Genomic DNA, 21,365 nt, shown 5'->3' on the forward strand with positions numbered 1-21,365 from the left:
GGGCTAACTCCTTAACATCAACTTCACAACAAGCAGGAAGACGCCCCAGACGGGGCGACCCCTACAGCAAAATAGCCGGTAAAGTTACACCATACCTCACCACACGACAAACAAGCCCTACAGTCCGCCACGGTGCTGAGAATCCTCAGGGCTCATCAGCTGCACCAGAACCGGCGACCCGGCAAGGAACGCGTAGCCACGACCAACACTCAGCTGAACCGGGGCACGCCTCGGAATAGAACCGAACATGTCCATATCCGTATCAACATTCGGCTGAACCACAGCACCAGTGCGGAACTTACGAATAGCCTTCGTCCAATGGCTATACAAAGGACGCAAATCAGTCGGCTTACCCGTAGCAATAATGTGAACGTCCGGGAAGTCACCCTTCACAATCGCATCAAAAACGTTCATCGGGTCATCCACGCGGTCACCATCATCAATCAGCAATAGCACCGGGCCCGCGGCATCCTGCAAAGCCGCCTGCACCTGAGCAGAAGCATTCTTGCTCTCAAACACCCGGTCAAAAACGCCCTCCGGCGCATTCACCAGACCGGAACGCTGATCGAAGACAGCCCAAACCTCCGGAACCTCCGCGGCATCCATGCGCGCGTTCTCCGCCGCGATAGCGTCACCAGATGCCAATGCGGCAGACACCGCCTGCTCCGCCGCTGCCCTCGCCCGAGAAACCAGACGAGCAAACGCAACCAGCAGAGAAGACTTACCCGAACGCGGATTACCCGCAACCATGGCGTGCTCACCCTCGTACAGCTCGAAAGCACACGCCTCCAACGTAGCCTCCGCAATACCCACAGGGATACGCCACAGGCTCGGAGAAAACTCGGCAGCAGGCATGCTCTCCCACGAAACCCACGTCGGCAACTGACCAATCACATCACGCTTAGCAGGAGCCTGCGGGAAACGCTCACGAACCATAGAGACAGCCTCCTCCACGCCAACAGCGGGAGTAGCCACCTGCATCTGACGCAGACGCTTCGGGTCAACACAACGCCCAGGAACCGCAGCCGGAACATTCGTACCGCGAATACCATGCGAGGAATAATCGTGAATATCGCTCAGCTGGAAGAACCACGTCTGCAAGGAAGCATCAAGAATCTGCGAGGGAATATTCTTCGCGCGGCTCGTCGACACCACGCAGTGAATACCAACAGCAGGACCATCCGCATACACGCGGTAGAAATTCGCCAACAAGTCCATGCTCACAGCGTCAGAGAACTCATCACGCAGCGTCGCAAAACCATCCAAAACAATGAAAAGAGGCTTACGGCGTGACGCATCAGCGCGGCGAGCATCAAGCTCCGACTTCACAAAACGCAAGAAACGAGCCTGACGTTCCCTAGCGCCCTGACCGGTACCCACAGCAGAAACAACATGCGGCAAAGAACCCAATGGCAACAAGCCATCAGCGCCCATATCCACCAGAACAATATCGATGTCCTCCGGCGAATAATGCTGAGCCAAACCCAGCACCACCGACTGAATCGTCGTGGTCGTACCACTACCGGCAACACCCACCAGCAGCAGGTTGCTCATCTCAATATTCCAGCCCATAGGCACCTGACGCTGCAGCTCCGGCTCATCACCCAAAGCGCACATCAGAACACCGTCCCGGACACCACCCACAGTGGGAAGATCCGGGTCAGGGAAGCCACGCACACCAAAATCAACCAAATCAACATACGAACCCAACGGCTCAGGCCACACCTTACGAGGAGCAACCGCACCACGAGCCGCATGAGCCGCCACAACAGCGTCAATCAGCAAATCCAGGTCATTCGCATCACTAGACGACACCTTCGGGCGCGCACGCTCCGAACGAGGAATACCGATACTATCGGTCGCACGAACCTCCAGAGAAGTTACCACCTCAGTGCCACTCTGACCCGTCACCAGGGCAGTCTGCACCGGCGAAATATCGTTCTGACCCAGCTTCACATAGGCGCGACCCATCTGCGAACGCGAAATCTCCGAAGCATCCGGAACACCAATCACGTTCGAAGAATCCTCACGACTCTGCACACGCAACGCCACACGCAAGTTCGTATTCGCCAGAATATCGTCATTCACCACACCGGCAGGACGCTGAGTCGCCAAAATCATGTGCACACCCAGGGTACGACCCACCGCACCAATACTCACCAGCGACGACAGGACATCCGGGAAGTCCTTCGCCAGCATCGCAAACTCGTCAATTACCAGCAGCAAGCGAGGCATCGGCTCCGGCGGGTTCGTCGCCAAATAATCCTTAATGTTGTCCACACCCTCGCCAGCAGCCGCAAACAGGCGCTGACGACGGTCCATCTCCGCCTCCAACGACTCAATAGCGCGGTGAGCCAACTGAGCATCCAAGTTGCTCAAAGTACCAATCGTATGCGGCAGACGCTCACACGTCTTAAATGCCGCACCACCCTTAAAGTCAACCAGGATAAAGTTCAAACGGCTCGGATCATGGTGAGCAGCCAAACCCGCCACCAACGAACGCAAAAACTCACTCTTACCCGAACCGGTGGTACCACCCACCAGACCGTGAGGACCGTCCTTCACCAAGTCCAGCGTGAACGCGCCAGAGTCGCCCACACCAATCTCAGTACTGAAACCATTAGCCTGCGACCAAAACGCCTCAATATCCTCAGCACCCGGAGGTGTCGGCAAACCAACCAGCTCAGGCAGCTTTACCAGCTGCGGCAAACCGCCGCCCAGAAGCAGACGCTCAGGGTCCTCATGATGCGCCAAAGTACGCGCCACATGAAGAGCATCCTCAGCGCTCACACCGGCGAGCACACCGTCAGTGACCGTGTAACGGCGGCGAGGCTCCGAATAGGTCATAGAAGCCTCCTCACCAATCTCCACGACCGAAGTACACGACGCAGGAAGACGGTCAACAGAAGAAGCCAGCACAATACCGGCAACACGGCGAGCACCCGCAGCAGCAGTCTTATTCGCCATCAGACGTACTTCATCGCCATACGCCAAAAGGTCGCGTGCCGGCGACTCACGGCCCTCAGTGAGGGTATCCGAATCAACGACCACGCACAGGCCGCGGGTCGGAAGAGACTCAATGTCGTTGTATAGAGAGCGCAGCATCTGATCCGACTGCTCCTTACCAGAAGCAAACCAACGCATCTGCTGGTTCTGCGCCATATGCATGTGCGGAAGCCACGACGTCCACACCCAGTCCTGCGAGCGCGCCGAATCAGCGCAGACCGCAATCGTCATATCAGCAGGACCCGTGTGGGTCGCCGCCTGCAGCACCAGGCTACGCGCCAGGGCAAGAGACTGCTCACGCGGCCCCACAATACCGATAGCGCCGCCCTCACGCAGGTCAGCAACCAGCGGGGCATCCCACAGGGTATTGTGCTCAAGAATATGCTGAACCTCAGGCTCAGGATTGCTCGGCTTCGTCAGCTCAGGAGCCCAATGAATATGCCCAGTACCCACATGGAAAGTCAACAGGTCAGGGCTGGTGCTCCGGCGGCGCCACAGCGTCATCGCGGGAAGAAGCGCCCGCAGCTGAACGGCATCCGGTGCCGGGGCAAGGTCGTGAAGACGCTCAATTTCCTCACGGTTACTCAGAGCAATACGTTCCTTAAACTTCTCCATTTCCTGCTCAAAACGCACACGCTCCTTCACCTTATCCTTAGCGTGACGACGTTTCTGCTCCACCCACATGCCAATACTCAGAATGGGGCTGAGCATCGCGAAAAGGGCGTAACGAATCTCCTGCATAATGGCGACCATTGCCGCCGCCATAATAATCGGGCCCACCGCCATAGCGATATTGAACTTTGGCGGGTCAGAAACGTTCTTGCGGGTAGGTGCCTCCACCTTATCCGGGGCGCTCAATGCACCCTGACGCGGCGGACGGTTAAACGGTGCAGTACCCGACGCGCTCACATTCGGGGCGCTACCGGGGCGAGGCGCAGCCTTCTCCTGAGGAGCAGGCTGCAGAGTCAGCACACAATCCCCAACATGGATCGTGGTGCTCTCAGAAACAGTCAGACCCTCCTCAGGGATTTTCTGACCGTCCACAAAACTACCGTTCGTAGAACCCGGGTCAGTGATGCGCACCTTCTGAGTGTTTGTCGACTCATCATGAACCACCTGCAGGTGCAGATGCTCCCACGACGCGCTCGCCGTGGGCAGCACAATATCGGCGTACGGGGAACGACCCGCCACCAGAGGACGCGAAGAAGGGATAGGGTGTGGCAGGGTAACCGTCGAGCCGCCGCTCAAGCAGACGCTCCAGCCCTGCACCAGGGAAGGGTAGGAGAGCGGTGCCCTAGAGATGCGCATACCCTCCATCGGCTTGACCTCCGCCAGGGTGGAGGATGCCGTCACCGGGCGGTTATCGCAATACAGTGGCTCGTCGGCGGGCAGGGAGGGGCCACCGGTCGCCTGGATGAGATCAGCGATGGTCGTCTCAGGCTGCCAGGAGTCTAGTTCATAGCTCCCGTTATGCTCTTCAAGATCAAGGAAAAAGCGCATAAGGTGTTCTCCAAAATAGATAAATCGTGAGCCCCGCTGGTGGACGGACTAGAAGTAATACCCGAAAGCCGGGGTTTGATGGGCTGGCTCTGTACGGATTAGGCTGTGCTCGGAAAAGCTAGTCGCGAGATTCTGAGGTGAACGTGCGAAGCATCCACACGGGCGGATTCACCGCATCCGTTGAGGAAGACCCGCCCTGAATCATCGAAGCTTCCTCGGCCGGGTAAAGAAGACCCACCTGCCCGCCCGCGGCGTAGGAAGACGAGAAATCCAACGGATACGCGACCGTAGAATCTTTAGCGTCCAAACGAAGGGTCCCTAGAACCCGTCGAACCGCCTCGGGAGTGTATTCACGAACCTGGCTCGTGGCATATGCAAAAGCCAAGAGCGCATTATGGGAGGGAGCATCCGCCCACGCTGCCGATTTCGAGAACGACTGTTCGCCTGACAAATCCTTGAGCGAAGAATCGTTCTTCATACGCTCAACCGTTGACACAAATGCCGAAGAAGCACGACCGGCATCATCAGCACTCAACGCCGCAGCACGTGCCTGCACACGCCCCACAACACGAATATTGTCAGTTAAGGAACCACCGTTCTCCAGAAGAAGACGCATAAAAGGCTCCGTCAAAGCTTCCTCACCCGCAATCACCGGAGACGTAATACCCGCCCTCTGAAGAGAACGAAGCACCTTCGCCTGAGTCGACGCCGAACCCGTCAAAACCAGAACAGGAGAAGAGCCCGAAGACTTGTCCCCCAGAAGGCGCGTCAGCTCCTTAAGAGTGTCTTTCATGCCGTCTTCATCAGCAGAAACCTGAACGCGATTCGTATAGGGAAGGTCCGGCGCAGAGCCCTCACCCGCATCCAGCAGGATAGTGCGCACACCATCAAGCTGCTGCGAAGAACCCTTGCTAGATGCACCGGCGAGCGAACGAATAGCAGTCGTATAGACCTGCTTCTCCTGCTCAGGGTTCAGAGCAAAACTCCATACCCCATCGCCAGCATCTACCCGGTCATACGCCTCAATCACCGCAACATTGCGTTCCTTAGCAGCAGCCGTAGCACCCCGAAGATGCTCACCCCGAGAAGCAAGCACAATACCCAAAGCACCCTCAGAAGAGAGCTTCTCTACCGCCTCACGGGCACCCTGCTCCGTTCCCTTATCGTTCGCATAAAGAACCTTCACAGAAGAATTACCCAAAGCCAGACGGTACTGCGCAACACGAGCACCCTGAGCATTCAGACGCCACGCAGACCCCTCAGCATCATCACCAAAAGTAGCGACAACACCAATAACAGGCTCACGACCAGACGCAGGAAGAGAAATAGCCTGCTGAACCGTCACCGCAGACGCAGGGTTCATACCCGTACCAAGCGGCAAAGGCTGAGGAGTCACAGCGCGCACGCCATACCAGATCCCCACCACCGCAAGGCTAAACAGCACACACAGACTGACACACCACACCACGGTGCGCTGAGTGAGCCGCTTGCCCTCGCGGCGGTGAGGACCTGAATCAGAGCCCAAATGAGGGGAAAACCCCACGGCTAATCACCAATCTGGAAGGTGTACACCGTCTTCACCTCTGCACTGCCAGCATTCGACAGGTGGAAGGTCGGCAGCGAACGCAGACGCTGCAGGGACGCCTTGAACTGAGCCTGACGCTTCTGCAGAGCGGCAATATCCTCAGAACGGAGGTTCGTGTAACCCTGAGCATTCTGCATCGCCAAAGCAAGCTGGTAATCAGCCGCACCAGCCTTCGCGCTATTGCTCTTGAGCGCGCCCAAGAGGCCAGCGCCCTCAGCGTTGCTATCGCCCAAATCGAGCATGAGCTTCGACAGGTCGTTATTCAGCTGAACGGATGCACCAGCCAAATCTCAGGTAGCGTTCTCAGCGCGGGTACTCAGAGCAACCAGAGAACGCTCAGTCACCGAATCCAGAGACTGACGCAGACCCTCAATACGATCATTCATATCCTTGTGCTGAACCTCGATAGACTCACCAGCCACCTGAACCACAGTATTCGCGGTATCAGTAATGCCAGCAACCGAAGCGGAGAACGCCTCCTTAGCAGCCGAAGCGCTAGAAGAACCATCGCTCGAAACCTTACGAATCTCCTCGCTAATCATGCTCGTCAGGCTCTCGCGAGTCTCATTGGCAGACTCCTTGAACGCTTCCTTAATAGCGGTGGAGAGGTCAGCCTGCATGTTCGTCATATCCTCCAGGTTCTTACCCAAAGCATTGACAGCATCCGAAGCTGAATGGATACGATCACGCAGAGAAACCTTAGCCTCCTCAGTAGGCTCTTCCTTCTTTTCCGCGTCCTGGTTCTGCGCGTTTGCGGCATCGTTCAGGGTCTTCTCAACCTCGCCCAGGGCACCATCTACCGCGTTCACAGCGTCGTTAAGGTCCTTGGCATCGCGGGCCAGGCCCTCCTTGGGGTCATCCATCGAAGTAGCGGCAAGAACCTCATCCCACGCAGCTACCGCGGCAGCAATACGCTGCTCCATCGGAGTACGTGCTGCCGGGGTGTTCGAAGTGTAGGTACGCTCGTTCGCGTTCTCCACCGTAATGACGCGAGTATTACCTTCCGTGGCAGTAGGCTCGGCGGAAGGCGCCTCAGAAGAGGGAGCGGCGGAAGGAGCCTCAACCTTCTTCGACGGCTCCTCAGAAGGAGCCACAGAAGCAGACTCAGACGGTGCAGGGCTAGGAGCCTCAGACGGCGCCTCAGAAGACGGGGAAGCAGACGGCGAAGCCGCGCCACCACAAGAAGAAGCCGTCAGGTATCCACGCAGATGCTCCACCTGCTCAGCAGACAGAGAACCGCCACGCTCAGTAGACAGAGCACAAAGCTGCTCCGCCAGTTCCTTATTCTGAGCGCTCATAGAACCAGAACCGTCCACCAGCTCCGCACGAGCAGAAGCCGCACGAGAATGAACGTTCTTGATGCTCTCAATCAGACGGCTCGACGTTTCCTTCATCTGATTCACGCTCTGACGAGCCGCACTAACCTTCTCACTCAAAGAACGCACAGCATCAGCATCAAGAGAAGACGGGTCCTTCTCCACCTGCTCAACAAGCTCATCCATCTGACGCTTCAATGCCGAATAGTTGTTGTTCGCACCCTTCAAATACTCCGGCTGCAGGTGATCCACAATCTTCTCACCAGTAGCAACCAGTGCAATCAGAGAGCTCTGCACCGTCACCGACGCACCGAACAGGGCGCAGGTCACCGAACCGTTAGAAGAACAAGTCTCAGCGGTCGGGTGTTCCGGGCCGACAATCTCACGAATCGAAGCCGTAAGATCCTGCTGGCAGTCCGAACTTGCCTCCGCATACGCATTCAGAACAGCAGACAGCTGAACCAAATTACCGTACACGCTACGGCTACTCGCACCCTCCTCACGATGCACAACACAACGACCGCCGCTATGCGAAACAGACACATTGGGGCGAGCCGTCGTATCACCCAGCATCGAGTGAAGAGCAGCAACAGTACGCTCCAACTGAGAAATCAGCTGAGAATTATTAGTACGCGAAGCCTCAGAAAGATCCTTCTGCAGGCTCTCAATATTCGCCTGCAGACCCTGCATAGTCTTCGTCAACGATTCATTCTGAGTCTTCAGATGCTCGGCAGTGTCCTTACCCAAGGTCGCAGACGTATCATCCAGGCTCTGACGCACCTGAGCAACCTGCGAACTAGCGCTAGTCAGCGTCGTATTAACCTCGTTGACCGTATCAATAGTGCGCTGCAGAAGCGCCACCTGAGACGCATCCTGAGAGGTGAAACCGTTAGTAATGATTCCTGCACCAGACAAATCAGAAGCAAAACCAGGCTGCACCGAAATGTTGAAGGTAGGCGCACTAAAATCCTTCGCCTTGACCTTCAACACAAAAGAAGAGGAACTACCAGTCACCGGAGGCGCGGAAATAGCACCCCACTGAACAACAGCCTTACCTTCATCATTGGTGCTTACCACACCATTCGTCGACGAATCAGCAGCATCAGGGGTCGTAATAACCTGAGTAGGAGAACCCGAGAGAACAGTAGAAGCAGCAATAGAGAACGGAGTACCAACCGGTGCGGGGCTAGTACGGCTAGTACCGGATGCATCATAGGTGACGTCCTCGGTCTTCACCGTCAGGTTCTCGACCGTAACCTTAATCGTGATTTCGCCGCTGTAGCCGTTCAAATCATTCAGGTTAGTGCCGCTACCGCGCTCAGTAGAATACTGCAGGCTCACACGCACAGGAAGGTCATTAACGACGTCCTTCGGCTTGAACTGCACATTGCTCGAGGAGCTCGTACGATCCTTGTCATTGACGTAAATGTTGGTCGACTCAATCGACGAAACCTCGCCGTCACGACCCATCTGAATATTCACGTTCTGCAGAACATTAGTAGCGTTCTCTACCTGGCGGGGACTCTGAGAAGTAACAGTACCCTTATCGGAAGGGGTGCTGTTATTGTTCGTGCCCGTGGAGCAGGAAGAGAAAATAAGTGCCGTCGTGACACCCAAAATCAAAGGGAAGCGGAGTAGACGCTGACGCGCTGTGGTGTGGTTGGTCATGATGATCTTTTCGTTGAGTTATATACCGTGCAGACACACAACAGCGACAAGTCTGAAACGCCACTGTATAGTGCCCACCTGAGTGGATAGGGTCAGGGGCAAAGCCGGAAAGAGAAAAAGCCCCGTACCACTTTATCAGTCCAATATGGGAAGGTTGATATTTTTTCCTCCTAGTCGGTGCCTCATCAGGATATTCAATTCAACCTTGAGGTGATAGTTAAAGGTATTTTTCATTTCGTTTCAACCTAGTGCACTTACCGAACTCTGTTTGACATAGAAAAACCCCGCGGCTGAGGTCATCTCTCAGCCCGCGGCGCTCCACAGTTTAGCTTGCTGCCGGTTCAGCCTCCGGGTCCTCCTCGTCTTCCTTCTCGGGGATAGCAACACCCACGGTCAGGTACCTCTTCGCCAGCAGGTACGAGGCGATCACCGGCACCACATACACCAGCGACAAGCCGCTACCAGACTGCACAACATCCACGGCAAGACGGGCCGCCGCCAAGCATCCACCCAAACCCACCAGGGTGACGCAGAAGCCACGCAACACGCCGTACCCGGCAGCGCCCTCCTTAAAGGTCGCCGCCCACAGCTTGAACAGGGAGCGGCGCACAAAAATCAGGAAGACCGGCACCAGGCACAGCACCACCGAAACACCCACAGGCTCATAACCGGCAGTAGCGAACGAAACCACCGGAATCAGCAGGCAGAAGAGCGCCATCAGGGCACTCACACCCAGCACCACCAGGCGTACGTACCGGTTGATGCGCTCCATGCGTCGCAGGTTAGGGATCTCCTCGTTCGGCGCCGCGGCGTTGTAGAAGAACAGCAGAAGAACCAGCGCGGACACCGCCACATACCAGGGCGCGAAATTGATGCCGCCCGCCTGCGGGGTGAGGGCAACCTGCGGGACACCCGCCAGGGAGAGAGCAGCGAGCAGAACAATCGCGGCAACGCAGAGCGTGCCCACCGTCAGCAGAAAGTAGTGGTACGCGCCGCCGTTCTTGGTGTTTTTCACGCACTGCTCACGAGTGCCGTCAATCGTCACGACGGAAAACAGCATTATCGAGATGGGGATGATGCTCCACGCGTATTCACCCGTCATGACGGGGACGAGCGTGAGAAGAACGGATATAGAGAAAAGAATCCACAGGCATACTCGCTGCAGGGTCGGTGAGGAGGCGAGGGCCTCTCCAAAAAAGCCGATGATAAAGTCGCCGATAAAGCTCACGGTGGATTCCTTTCTGCGGGGGTGGGGTTACTCTTTGATCTCTTCAAAGCGGAGGACGCTGAAGTCGAATTCGTCGTTGCGGGTATCGAAGGACTTGTACGCCCTATATTTCTTGCCCGTTTCAAAGTTCTGGAGGTATTTGCGGATGGGTATACCATCAGGGGATTTGCTTGATGTGATGATTCCGCACTCTTCCGTTTCGAATTCACCAGAGATTGAGTAGGGGTCCTCGTGCTCAATGATTTCGACTGAGGTAACAGTGCAGATAGCGGATTCATTGCCCGGGTTGTAGTTGGTCATAAAATGTAAGGACGCGAAGAACCCTAGAATGACTACTACGGTTATGATGGAGCCACGTGCATCCCATACATCTTTTGCTATGTCGCGAAGATACTCTTTGAAATCGACTTTATTCTTCTTTTTCTTGGTGTATCTCTTTTTGAGGGTCTTTTTTATAGCCCCAGTTTCGGTAATGTAATTCGCCTCTGGGTAATTCTTTTTCTTCGAGGTGTTCCTTTTCTTTGAAACATTCTTTTTCCTCGGGGAGTTCTTTTTCACTGCTTTTCACCTTCTTTCTGGGCTGCAGGCTGTTACTCTGTGATTTCTTCAAAGCGGGTCGTCTCAAAATCTCGTTCCTTTTCAGGAGATGAGTTTGCGACATGGAATAGGTATTTTTTACCAGGCTTGACGGTCTCAACATACTCGGGAATCTTGCGGCCTTCCGGAGGTACGTACATCGTGAGAGTGCCGCATTCTTCTGTCTCAAAAATACCTTTGGGTCTAATATCGTTCATGCCACTTACTGTGCCGCCGCGCTCTTTCGTATATGCCTTAGTTACGGTGCAGGTAGCGGTGATACCGTCACTGTCATCACGTAAGTCTTTAGGGACAACAAAGAACACGTACCAAAGAATGATGAATGAAATAATGAGTGCCACTCTTTGGCGGCGCTTGTAATTAATTTCCATCGGTTTGCCTCTTGTAGATAGTTAGCTTTCCTTGCTAGGTTTCTAGGCTTTCGTTGCCTTTTTACGCTTCGCTGCTTACTTCGGCTGTGCTCATAGTATGTACGTCCTTGTGCGGTAGCGGTTGGTGAATCAGGCCCGCCCCGGTGAGGTGGCGGGCACATCCTTAGCCTATCGCACCGTATCTGACCAGAAGGTTAACTCGACGCGATGCTCCGGTGAAGACTGGGCAACCACTCCGCGGATAACGCGAATTCCTGCTTACCCACCCGATTTCGTTAGCTACTCTGAGAACGAACCCGCACCCTCCGCATCGTTGCCGGAAGGCTGCTGGTCACCGATAGATAGAAAGGCTGGTGAGCGACCATGGTCAACACCATCATGATTTTCATATGGGGCGCACTCGACTCCATACTGATTTACAAGGTTCTCCGCATCGTCGTCACGTACGAACTCAACCGACGCCGCGAAAAGAAACTACGCGCCGAAGCCGTATACGTCATCCGAACAAACCGCTTCGAAATCGTTCTATACGCCCTAGTAATTCTTCTGTTTGCGGTAGGAGCTTCCGTCATTCACCTAGGGGAAGACGTAGGATTCCACTTCGCATTCGACTTTATTGGCCTCGGCATGATCGGCTTTTTCATGTTCTTCTTCTGGAACGCCGCCGGTACCTACACTAAAATCTCGCCCGAAGGAATCGAAAGGGGAGAGCCGTGCAACGATACGGTGTTCTTCCCGCTCAACGCGATTGACACGGTCTCATACGACAACAACACCGACCGTGAACACGCAGACTCCCTCCACTTCTACACAAAATCCGGCAAACTAGTCGCAGAATTCTGCCCCGTCTTCGGCAGCTACCCTCTCCTCGCAATGACCCGATTCAGGATTGAAAACGACCGCTGGCCAGACATTGGCAACTCCGACGACGTCGCCCAGATTAATGCCTGGGCGAACCGCCGATCTACCCTCCGGTACTTCCGCTACGGCAAGATTTCCGGCCTCGCCGAAGTAGACATGTAGCCCGCAATTTAGGCTGTTTTCAGCCCGTATTTAGTGCGTGCCCGGTGTGTTTTTCAACCAATATTTCCGCAGTTTTTCTGCCGGAAAAACGTTGACTAGCCCGCACGGTCTAACCCTCAACTAGAAGGTGCACTCTGCACGCAAAAACATTAACGTTGAGGCTTACAATAAGAAAGGTTCAATGCACAGCCGTACGCCGTGCACGCACCACGTCACTTCACAGAAACACCGACCCCGAAAGGCACATCATGGCCACCAAGAAGCCCTCACGCCTCACCCGCCGCGCAGCACTCGCCGCAGCAGGCGCAGGCGCAGCAACCGCCCTCGGCGCACTGCTCACCCCCGCGCAGGCAACCACCTACCGCCCCACCGTGCGCCGCACCCCCTACAACGGCTACTACTCGCACCGTTACGGCCGCCGCGGCCGCATCGTCATCAGTGACTACTACGGTAGCTCCTACAGCAACTACTACTATTACGGCGGCTAAAAATACCAAGCCCAATAAACATATACTGGAAGACGGCACTACACTCACGTAGTGCCGTCTTCCCGTTAGATGCCGCAGGCATCACCCGCACCACGGTGCGGAAAACACACCACAGATAGAGAGAAAAATGAAGAACGTAACCCGCCGATCCGCCCTCGGCCTGTTTGTCGCTGCCGGTGGCGCAACCCTCCTGGCTGCATGCGGTTCGCAGTCTCAGGCATCCAGCGGCTCTGCATCCGAGAGTGCATCCAGCAATGCATCCGGTAGCGCATCTGCTTCCGCGTCGGCATCCAAGAGTGTTCGTAGCGACTACTCCGGTGTTGCAGTCCTGGAGGGCTACACCTCCAAGCCTTCCGACTACCAGCCCGCAACCCGCACCGAGCCGTCCAAGAACGCCCCCGTGCCGACCAAGCCCGCCGTCGCCAACGAGAACAGCGTGGAAGGTCTGTACCAGTCCATCGCGTTCTTCGGCGCAGCCATGGAATACTACATGCGTACCGGTAAGACCGAGCCCCTGCGTGAATGCGCACTCGACAAGTCTGAGCTGAAGAGTATGATTGAGCCGGAAAGGGGCACCCTTGGTGAGAAGCTGGTCAAGGGTGAAGCCTGGATGCACGATGCATCCGTTGTCATCACTATGCTTTCCGCGCAGCCCGAACGTGAGGGTGACACCTACAACTGGGATATTCGCATGACCATGGATCCCGGCGAGTTCATTGCAAGCAAGGACCGCGTGCAGGAAGCTCCTTCCGAATCGGAACGTAAGGACGAGGTGGAGCGTACCCTGCACGGTGTGTACGAGAACGGTGCGTGGAAGCTGACCGGTATGCGTGCTTCTTCTTCGTCCTCGTCTTCCGCTTCCTAAAAGCTTCAGTCTAGAAGCGCGTAGCTTCTACACCTAAAAGGCGCCCGCCCCGTGGAATAAACCCACGAGACGGGCACCTTTCTTATATGTGCAATAAAGCATATACCCTTATCGGGATGCTACCAGATGCGCACGCGCTCCTCCGGAGCCAGGTACAGTGCATCGCTCTCTGAGACACCAAACGCCTCATAGAACTCATCAATATTGCGCACCACGCCGTTTACACGGAACTCATCCGGCGAATGCGGATCCACCGAAATCATCACCTCAGCATGCTGCGGGCGGGACTTCGTGCACCAGCCGCGAGCATTCGAGAAGAAGAAACGCTGAATACCGGTCATGCCGTCAATCACCGGTGCGTCATCCAGCGACTCAATGCCCTGCTTCTTCAAAGCCAGACGGTACGCCTTCAACGCAATCGACATGCCAGCCAGGTCGCCAATGTTCTCGCCCAAAGTCAGCTCACCGTTCACGTGGAACTTCGGGTCCAGACCCACCGGAACGTACGCGTTGTACTGCTCCACCAGCGCGGAGGTGCGTTCCTTGAACTTCGCGTAATCCTCCTCAGTCCACCAGCTCTCCAGCTTGCCGTCACCGTCATAGCGGGAACCCTGATCGTCAAAACCGTGACCAATCTCGTGGCCAATAATCATGCCGATATTGCCGTAGTTCGCCGCATCGTCAGCATCCGGGTTGAAGTACGGCGGCTGCAGAATCGCTGCCGGGAACACAATCTCATTCGCCGGCGGCATGTAGTACGCGTTCACGGTCTGCGGAGTCATCAGCCATTCCGACTTATCCACCGGCTGACCCTTGCGGGCAATCAGCCAGTCAGCATCAAATGCACCGGTACGGCGCAGGTTCTCGAACAGGTCACCGGGCACCAGCTCCAGTGCGGAGAAGTCACGCCACTTATCGGGGTAACCAATCTTGGTGACGAACTTCGACAGCTTCTCCAGCGCCTTCTGGCGGGTTGCCTCGGTCATCCAGTCCAGCGACTCGATAGACTCGCGGTACGCCTCAAGGAGGTTGCCGACCAGAACCAGCATCTTCTCCTTGTGCGAGGGCGGGAAGTGCACAGCCACGTACTCCTGGCCAATCTCCTCACCCAGAGCCTTCTCGACAGCACCCACGCCGCGCTTCCAGCGCTCACGAATCTGCTGGGTACCGGAAAGGGTCTTGCCGTAGAAGTTGAAGCTCTCCTGAACCAGCTCGTCGTACATGAACGGTGCACGCGAACGCAGAACAGTCCACACAGCCCACAGCTTCCAGCTCATCAGCGGGATGGAGGTGAACAGCTTAGCCGCACCCTCAAAGAAGGACGGCTGAGCCACAATAACCTGACCCAGGGTCTCCGGGTCTGCGCCGAGCGCCAGCAGCCACTGCGAGAACGGGAAGCCGGGGAACTTCTCCTCCAGCTCGGTCGCCTGATACGGGTTGTAGGTCGCCTCAGCGTCGCGGTTCTCCACGACATTCCAGTGCAGGCGAGCCAGCTCAGACTCGTGAGTGAACACCAGCTGAGCCGCCTGCTCCGGGGTCAGACCGAAGCCCTCAGCCAGACCGGTCAGCTCAAACATGCGGGCAATGTGCTCAACATACGCCGCGCATGCAGCCTCGTGCTTCTCTTCACGGTAGTAGGATTCATCCGGTAGACCCAGACCCGACTGGTACAGGAAGAACGTGTAATTCTTGGGGTCCTTCGGGTCGTTGCTGGTGTACCAAGCGAACAGCTGCGGCAGACCCGCACGAGACAGCAGCGCCAGGGTCACAGCCAGGTGGGAGGGGGTTGCCGAGTTCAGAATCGGGGCGATTTCCTTCAGCAGCGGCTCCAGGCCGTCCGCCTCAATCTTATCAACATCCATGAAGGAGTTGTAGAGTGCGCCAATACGGGACTCCGGCTGCTCCTTCGCGATCTTCTCCACCAGCTCACGCACGTGCTTCTCTGCGTTATCGCGGAGGGTGTACAGGCCGCCGTCCTTGGGGCGGTCCGCCGGGATTTCGTGGGTAGCAAGCCACTTGCCGTTGACGTGGCGGAAGAAATCGTCGCCCGGCTTGACGGTTTCATCCACCCATTCTTTAGTGATTCCAGAGTTAGTAGTCATGGTTCCATTCTATGTTCTTACGCCCCCAAGCCACAGGATGCCCGGCACGGCACCAGATGCTGGCTCACCGGTACAGGCGCTTCTCAGAGACATTTTGCCGCTCCTCAGCGGGCTTACGCGGGTGGCAGAGAGGGCGGTAGCCCCTCCAGGATGCAGAAAACCCGCCCGCACGGTGCAGAAGAAAAACCGTACGGGCGGGCCCGTTATCTATCCCCAAAAGCTCGGCATACAGTCGGTACGTATACCGGCACGAAGCCGAACAGCCGCCACCTGCCGCAGGTTACCGCGAGCAAACCATCATCCGGTCAACCCGCAGCAGGCAGCGGAGCCAATAGGCGCCTCCTAGAGGGATGCGCGAATCGCCTTGGTGGCATCCACCAGGTGACGCAGAGACTGCTTGGTCTCCTCGTAATCACGAGTCTTCAGACCGCAGTCCGGGTTCACCCACAGGTCAGCAATGGTGCCGTAACCAATCGCAGCCTTCAGCAGGGACTCAATCTCATCCTGCGAAGGAACACGCGGGGAGTGGATGTCCCACACGCCCGGGCCCAGACCGGAAACGAAGCTCTCCGGAATGTCAGCCAGCAGCTCCATGTGCGAACGAGCCGCCTCAATGCTGGTCACGTCAGCGTTCAGAGCGTTAATCGAGTCGATAATCTCGTTGAACTCCGAGTAGCACAGGTGGGTGTGAATCTGAGTGGAATCCTTCACCGCGCTGGTTGCCAGGCGGAAGGAGTTCACCGACCAGTCCAAATACTGCGGCTGCTCGTCGCGGCGCAGGGGCAGCAGCTCACGCAGAGCCGGCTCGTCCACCTGAATGATGCGGATGCCCGCCTGCTCCAGGTCGGCAATCTCGTCGGCAAGAGCCAGAGCCACCTGGTTAGCGGTCTCACGGCGCGGCTGGTCGTCACGCACGAAGGACCACGCCAGAATCGTTACCGGGCCGGTGAGCATGCCCTTGACCGGCTTGTCGCTCAGCGACTGTGCGTGGGAGCTCCACGGAACGGTGAACGCCTCACCGCGCAGGCCCTCACCGTGACGCTTCACGTCACCGAACAGGATCGAGGGGCGGGTGCAACGCGAACCGTAGGACTGAACCCAGCCGTGGCGGGTGGTGGCGAAGCCGTCGAAGTTCTCAGCGAAGTACTGAACCATGTCGTTACGCTCAGCCTCACCGTGAACCAGCACGTCCAGGCCCAGCTCCTCCTGCAGCGCGATAACCGAAGCGATCTCGTCACGCAGGAAGCCGTTCAGCTCCTCAGCGGAAATCTTGCCCGCACGAGCCTCCGCACGGTGGCGGCGAATCTCAGCGGTCTGCGGGAAAGAACCGATGGTGGTGGTCGGCAGCTTCGGCAGGTTCAGGTCGGCCTGAGCCGCGCGGCGAACGTCAATAGTCGGGCGGTCGAAGTCCTCGGGAGTCACAGCTGCGGCGCGGGCACGAATCTCGTCGTTGTGCTTGCGCGGGTCAGCGGCGAAGCGAGCCAGCGCCTCGTCAGCAGCCTTCAGCTCCGGCTCAACAGCAGCCTCACCCTCAGCCAGGCCACGAGCCAGCAGAGCAATCTCAGCGACCTTCTGATCGGCGAATGCCAGACCATCCACGGGAACCTCGGCGGGGTCTTCCAGAGCCAGGTCGTGCGGCACGTGCTGCAGGGAGGTCGAGGAAGCCACAGACACGGCACCCTCGGATGCGCCGGGCAGCGCCTCCAGAGTCTTCAGTGCGGCACGAACATCAGCACGCCACACGTTACGGCCGTTCACAACACCGGCAACCAGGTGCACACCAGCAGCAGAAACAGACTCCAGCTCAGCCTTCGAGTACACGCCGTGCACCAGGTCAAGGTGCAGCGCCTCAATACCGGTGCCCAGCAGCGCCGGCAGGTTCTCACGCAGGGAACCGTAGGGGCTGGTCACCAGAATCTGCGGGCGCTTCTCGCCAGCAGCCAGGGCACGGTAGGTGCGCTCAGCCAGCTGCGCAACCTTCGCGTTGTCGGCACGGTCCACGGTCAGGCCCGGCTCGTCCAGCTGAACCCACTCAACACCGCGCTCAGCCAGCTGCTCCAGCACCTGAGCGTACGCGGCAACGAACTCATCCAGACGGTCAACGGGGGAGAAGTCCTCAGCGGAACCCTGCTCAGCCTTAGCACCCAGCAGCAGGGTCAGCGGGCCAACGATCTGCGGGCGAACCTTCACACCAGCCTGCTTTGCAACCTCAAGCTGCTCGTCAATAGCCTCAAGGTTCAGCTTAATCTCGGTACCGGCACCAATCTCGGGCACCAGGTAGTGGTAGTTGGTGTCGAACCACTTAGTCATCTCCAGCGGAGGCAGGGTCTCGGTACCGCGCGCCAGTGCGAAGTAGCCGGGCAGATCCAGCAGACCGCGTGCGTCCTTAGCCTCAGCCAGACGCTCGGGAACCAGGGTGAACAGGCGAACAACGTCGAGCACCTGGTCGTAGTAGGAGAAGGTTGCCGGAATCGAGTAGTTGTCAGCCTTCAGACCGGCGGCGGTCACGCGCTCGAAGTAGGTGCGCTGCACGTCTGCGGCGGTGTCCTGCAGCTCCTGCAGGGTGGCCTTGCCCTTCCAGAAAGCCTCCTGAGCCTTCTTCAGCTCACGGAAGCGGCCCACGCGGGGGTAACCAACAATAGTTGCGGCGGGGAATGCGGTGTTCGACATAATATTTTTTTCCTTTACTGGGGATAGATGTGGGAGTCGGTTCCGGCGTTTTACCACCCGACTGTGGGTGGTGAAACGGAGGACTCAACAACTCCCGGAATATTTGCGGGGGAGACAATGGGAACGCATCCGACAAGGAGCGTTACGGGTTGGGTTAGGCGTATTCCAGTTCGCTCAGCGGCTGAGAGAAACGGTTACTGTACCGCGGCAAATCCAGCTGGTCCAGAACGTCCAGAACCGCGGCATGCTCGTTGAAGGTGAAGAAGTGCAGGCCCGGTGCGCCCGCGTCCATCACGGTGCGGCACTGGTTCAGCGCGTACTCAACACCGATGCGGTGCAGCTCTGCGTTACTGGTTGCTGTCTCTAGGGCGTAGGCGAGGTCCGTCGGGACTTCCATGCCCGCCATCTGGCAAAGATTCTGCAGGCGCTTCAGCGAGGTTACCGGCATGATGCCCGGAATAATCGGAATATCCACGCCCGCCAGGTGCGCCGAATCGACCAGGGCGCTGTAGCGTTCATCCTCAAAGAACACCTGAGTGATTGCGAAATCCGCGCCGGCACGCTGCTTGGACAGCAGAATCTCAATATCCTGCAACAGGGATGCGGACTCGGGGTGCTTCTGCGGGTATGCCGCCACACCAATCGACACCTTGCCAGCAGCCAGGTGAGCGAAATCTTCACGCTCCACGCGGCGAATGAGCTCTACCAGGTAGCGGGCGAAAGGAAGTTCAGAAACCTGACCATCCTGAATATCACCGCGAAGAGCCAGGAAACCGCGCACGCCCAGACCCAGAATCAGGCGGACCGCACGCTCCAGCTCATGCACCGAGTGGCCTGCACAAATCAGGTGAGCCAGCGGGGTGAGGGAGGTTTCATGCACCAGGTGGTCGAGCAGCGCCAAGGTCTTCTGGCGGCGCTTAGCGTCACCGGCGTAGGTGACCGACACGTAGTCGGGGTTGGTGCCCTCAAGCTCCGCAATGGTGCGGAGCAGCGACTCACAGCTCGCCTGTGAGCGCGGAGGGAATAGCTCAAAAGAAAGAGCCGGGTGAACTGTAGTCATAACCATCCTTCGTGTTCACCCGATAGATACGCACCGGGAGGGTGCGCGAATTCTTCTGCAGGATGCGCGCCACCGGTTTGCGGGTGCGCATCATCAAGGGGTGCCGAAGGGTATTCTTCTCTATCGGTTCTGGCGGGAGCACCTTGTCCGCACCCTGCACCGTGACGGTGGGGGATACTGGCGAGGTTGCTGCGACGTCGACGAGCCAGATCTCTCGGTCGCTCTTGATAGATAACGCTTTCACTCTACCCACCGCCTCCGAGGGCGTGCAAGGGGTGCGGCGGTTGATGTCCTAATATTTCTGGACATGACATTGGGGAGAAATATGAACTTAATATGACTGACTATGACGAAGGGGGCTGGGGGCGTTGCGGGTAGAGCTGTCGGCTAACCCCTGGATGCCCGAAAATATCACAGATATATCTGCTTAATATTCTTGGACACGCACGAATATATGTGTTTTATATTTCAATGAGGAGTAGGGTAACTAATGAAGCACGGGTAGTGTTTCGACGTCCGCTCATCGAGGAGTTTCAGGGCTCAAAGATGAGTTCAATACGACTTTGTGAGCGTGGTGAGAATGAAAAAGCTATTTTCTTCTATACTCTGGTCTTTCCGCCTAGCCTGGAAAACCTGTCCTGGGACCCTAGTGAGCGTCGCCCTATCGCTAGCCGTCATAGCCTGCATTCCCCTGAGTCAGTCCCTGCTGATTGGTAATACAGTATCAGCCTTGAGCGGTTCAAATGGTGGTGCGGCCTGGATTTATATCGTTGCTCTTGCCCTTGTTGTCGGAATTAATATCATTGCTAAACGCTGGGTCATAAGTAACATGCTCATCCTCAAATCAAAGGTGAACTATCGGGTTCACTGCATGTTAAATAACAGGTTATCTACATTTCCGTTATCTGATATAGGTAGCACAAAATCACAGGAAGATATACGTGCTGCTAGAGAGGCAATATCGAAACAGGAATTGCAGGTTCACACCATGTCAGTTATGACACTGGTGAGTGCCTTCGCAATGGTGTTACTTCTCTGTCTTAATATCGCGAACGTCAGCATTGTGGCAGCAATTTTTGCGGCACTGTGTTCACTACCCCTATCTATTGCAATGGTGATTCTCGCTAAACGTGATTACGCTATCTACACCCTAATGTACGAGGATTATCGGGTAGAGAACTACTATCTAGACAATCTGATGGCTCAAAGTCGCGCCCAAGAACTTCACCTCATGAGAGCCTCCCGATTTTTCTCGCAACGCGTAGCGTCCTGGCGACGCCGGGCAGCCGGTAGGGAATTGAGCCTTGAAAGTGTTAGAGGAATCATCTCCGTAGTTGCAGGGCTACTCTGCTCTGTCTTACTTTTTGCGTCCCTGTACTTCCTTGTGGATTCAGGAGCCGATATATCGTATGTGGCCGGATCGCTGATTGGAATCATTGCCTGTGTTGACGCGACCCAAGAGGTGGGATATTCATTCGGTCAGATTATTAATGGAGCATTATCTGTTCAGCAATTCCGAAGGGTATGCGACTCTGATACTTACGACCATGCTTCTGAGATAAAAACTTCTAACCCTAACCATGAAAATATTTCAAAAATTATATGCAAAGATGTATCCGTTCAGTATGAGGGCGCGTCGTCTTTTGCGCTTAAAGATATTAATCTTGAGCTGATGAATAATCAAATGATTGCAGTAGTTGGTGCCTCGGGCGCGGGAAAAACAACGCTAATAAATGCAATTCTTGGAATTACACCAATTGCCCAGGGGAGCATAACGTATAAGGGTGCTTCTTCTGAGAGTAAATACAACATGTTGGCAAATGTTGGTTTGGTGAGTCAAGACTACGGCCGTTATGAACTGACTGTGCGTGAAAATCTTCTTCTGG

At 56.4% G+C, this 21,365-nt stretch carries 14 protein-coding genes and 1 riboswitch; of the genes, 4 read left to right on the plus strand and 10 right to left on the minus strand.

Translation table 11 applies throughout. The features are described 5' to 3' along the window. Positions 1-117: 117 nt before the first annotated feature. The 7 genes from HMPREF2942_RS07780 to HMPREF2942_RS07805 form a co-directional block, all read right to left on the minus strand. A complete protein-coding gene (locus tag HMPREF2942_RS07780) occupies positions 118-4,506 on the minus strand; it encodes an FtsK/SpoIIIE domain-containing protein (protein WP_070688794.1) in 4,389 nt (1,462 codons plus the stop codon). Positions 4,507-4,624: 118 nt separating this feature from the next. Further along, a complete protein-coding gene (locus HMPREF2942_RS07785; RefSeq protein ID WP_246824399.1) occupies positions 4,625-5,902 on the minus strand; it encodes a type 1 periplasmic-binding domain-containing protein in 1,278 nt (425 codons plus the stop codon). 149 nt (positions 5,903-6,051) lie between these two features. Beyond that, the gene (locus HMPREF2942_RS09550; RefSeq protein ID WP_246824400.1) at positions 6,052-6,378 is read right to left on the minus strand and encodes a hypothetical protein; all 327 of its coding nucleotides are present in this window, start codon (positions 6,376-6,378) and stop codon (positions 6,052-6,054) included. Between the two features lie 3 nt (positions 6,379-6,381). After that, positions 6,382-9,075 (minus strand): chitinase, encoded by a 2,694-nt coding sequence (locus HMPREF2942_RS07790; RefSeq protein ID WP_246824401.1) that lies wholly within the window; start codon positions 9,073-9,075, stop codon positions 6,382-6,384. Positions 9,076-9,400: 325 nt separating this feature from the next. After that, positions 9,401-10,303 carry a hypothetical protein gene (locus tag HMPREF2942_RS07795; RefSeq protein WP_070688796.1) on the minus strand — a complete coding sequence of 301 codons (903 nt, stop codon included), beginning with the start codon at positions 10,301-10,303 and terminating at the stop codon, positions 9,401-9,403. Positions 10,304-10,330: 27 nt separating this feature from the next. Beyond that, positions 10,331-10,861 (minus strand): hypothetical protein, encoded by a 531-nt coding sequence (locus HMPREF2942_RS07800; protein WP_070604002.1) that lies wholly within the window; start codon positions 10,859-10,861, stop codon positions 10,331-10,333. A gap of 32 nt (positions 10,862-10,893) precedes the next feature. Further along, complete coding sequence (locus HMPREF2942_RS07805) at positions 10,894-11,271, minus strand: hypothetical protein (RefSeq protein WP_060824061.1); 378 nt, start codon at positions 11,269-11,271, stop codon at positions 10,894-10,896. A 363-nt stretch (positions 11,272-11,634) separates the two neighbouring features. On the opposite strand from HMPREF2942_RS07805, the gene HMPREF2942_RS07810 reads away from it, so the two are divergent. From HMPREF2942_RS07810 to HMPREF2942_RS07820, 3 genes are all read left to right on the plus strand, one after another. Continuing rightward, a complete protein-coding gene (locus tag HMPREF2942_RS07810; RefSeq protein ID WP_070688797.1) occupies positions 11,635-12,294 on the plus strand; it encodes an ATP pyrophosphatase in 660 nt (219 codons plus the stop codon). 248 nt (positions 12,295-12,542) lie between these two features. Next, positions 12,543-12,782 carry a hypothetical protein gene (locus tag HMPREF2942_RS07815; RefSeq protein ID WP_044150870.1) on the plus strand — a complete coding sequence of 80 codons (240 nt, stop codon included), beginning with the start codon at positions 12,543-12,545 and terminating at the stop codon, positions 12,780-12,782. A gap of 127 nt (positions 12,783-12,909) precedes the next feature. Continuing rightward, positions 12,910-13,647 carry a DUF6318 family protein gene (locus HMPREF2942_RS07820; RefSeq protein WP_070677752.1) on the plus strand — a complete coding sequence of 246 codons (738 nt, stop codon included), beginning with the start codon at positions 12,910-12,912 and terminating at the stop codon, positions 13,645-13,647. Positions 13,648-13,766: 119 nt separating this feature from the next. On the opposite strand, the gene HMPREF2942_RS07825 is transcribed toward HMPREF2942_RS07820, so the two are convergent. From HMPREF2942_RS07825 to HMPREF2942_RS07835, 3 genes are all read right to left on the minus strand, one after another. Continuing rightward, entirely contained in the window at positions 13,767-15,749 is a 1,983-nt protein-coding gene (locus HMPREF2942_RS07825; RefSeq protein ID WP_070688798.1) for a M13 family metallopeptidase, read from the minus strand. A 342-nt stretch (positions 15,750-16,091) separates the two neighbouring features. After that, positions 16,092-18,419, minus strand: coding sequence for a 5-methyltetrahydropteroyltriglutamate--homocysteine S-methyltransferase (gene metE, locus HMPREF2942_RS07830; RefSeq protein WP_049327863.1), 2,328 nt, complete (start codon positions 18,417-18,419; stop codon positions 16,092-16,094). Between the two features lie 154 nt (positions 18,420-18,573). Then, complete coding sequence (locus tag HMPREF2942_RS07835; RefSeq protein WP_070688799.1) at positions 18,574-19,479, minus strand: methylenetetrahydrofolate reductase; 906 nt, start codon at positions 19,477-19,479, stop codon at positions 18,574-18,576. 117 nt (positions 19,480-19,596) lie between these two features. Beyond that, positions 19,597-19,713, minus strand: a riboswitch (SAM riboswitch). A 415-nt stretch (positions 19,714-20,128) separates the two neighbouring features. On the opposite strand from HMPREF2942_RS07835, the gene HMPREF2942_RS07840 reads away from it, so the two are divergent. Continuing rightward, positions 20,129-21,365: ATP-binding cassette domain-containing protein (locus HMPREF2942_RS07840; protein WP_246824403.1), on the plus strand; the 1,237-nt coding region annotated here is incomplete at its 3' end.

Source organism: Rothia sp. HMSC071C12, from assembly GCF_001813895.1.
GTDB lineage: Bacteria > Actinomycetota > Actinomycetes > Actinomycetales > Micrococcaceae > Rothia > Rothia mucilaginosa.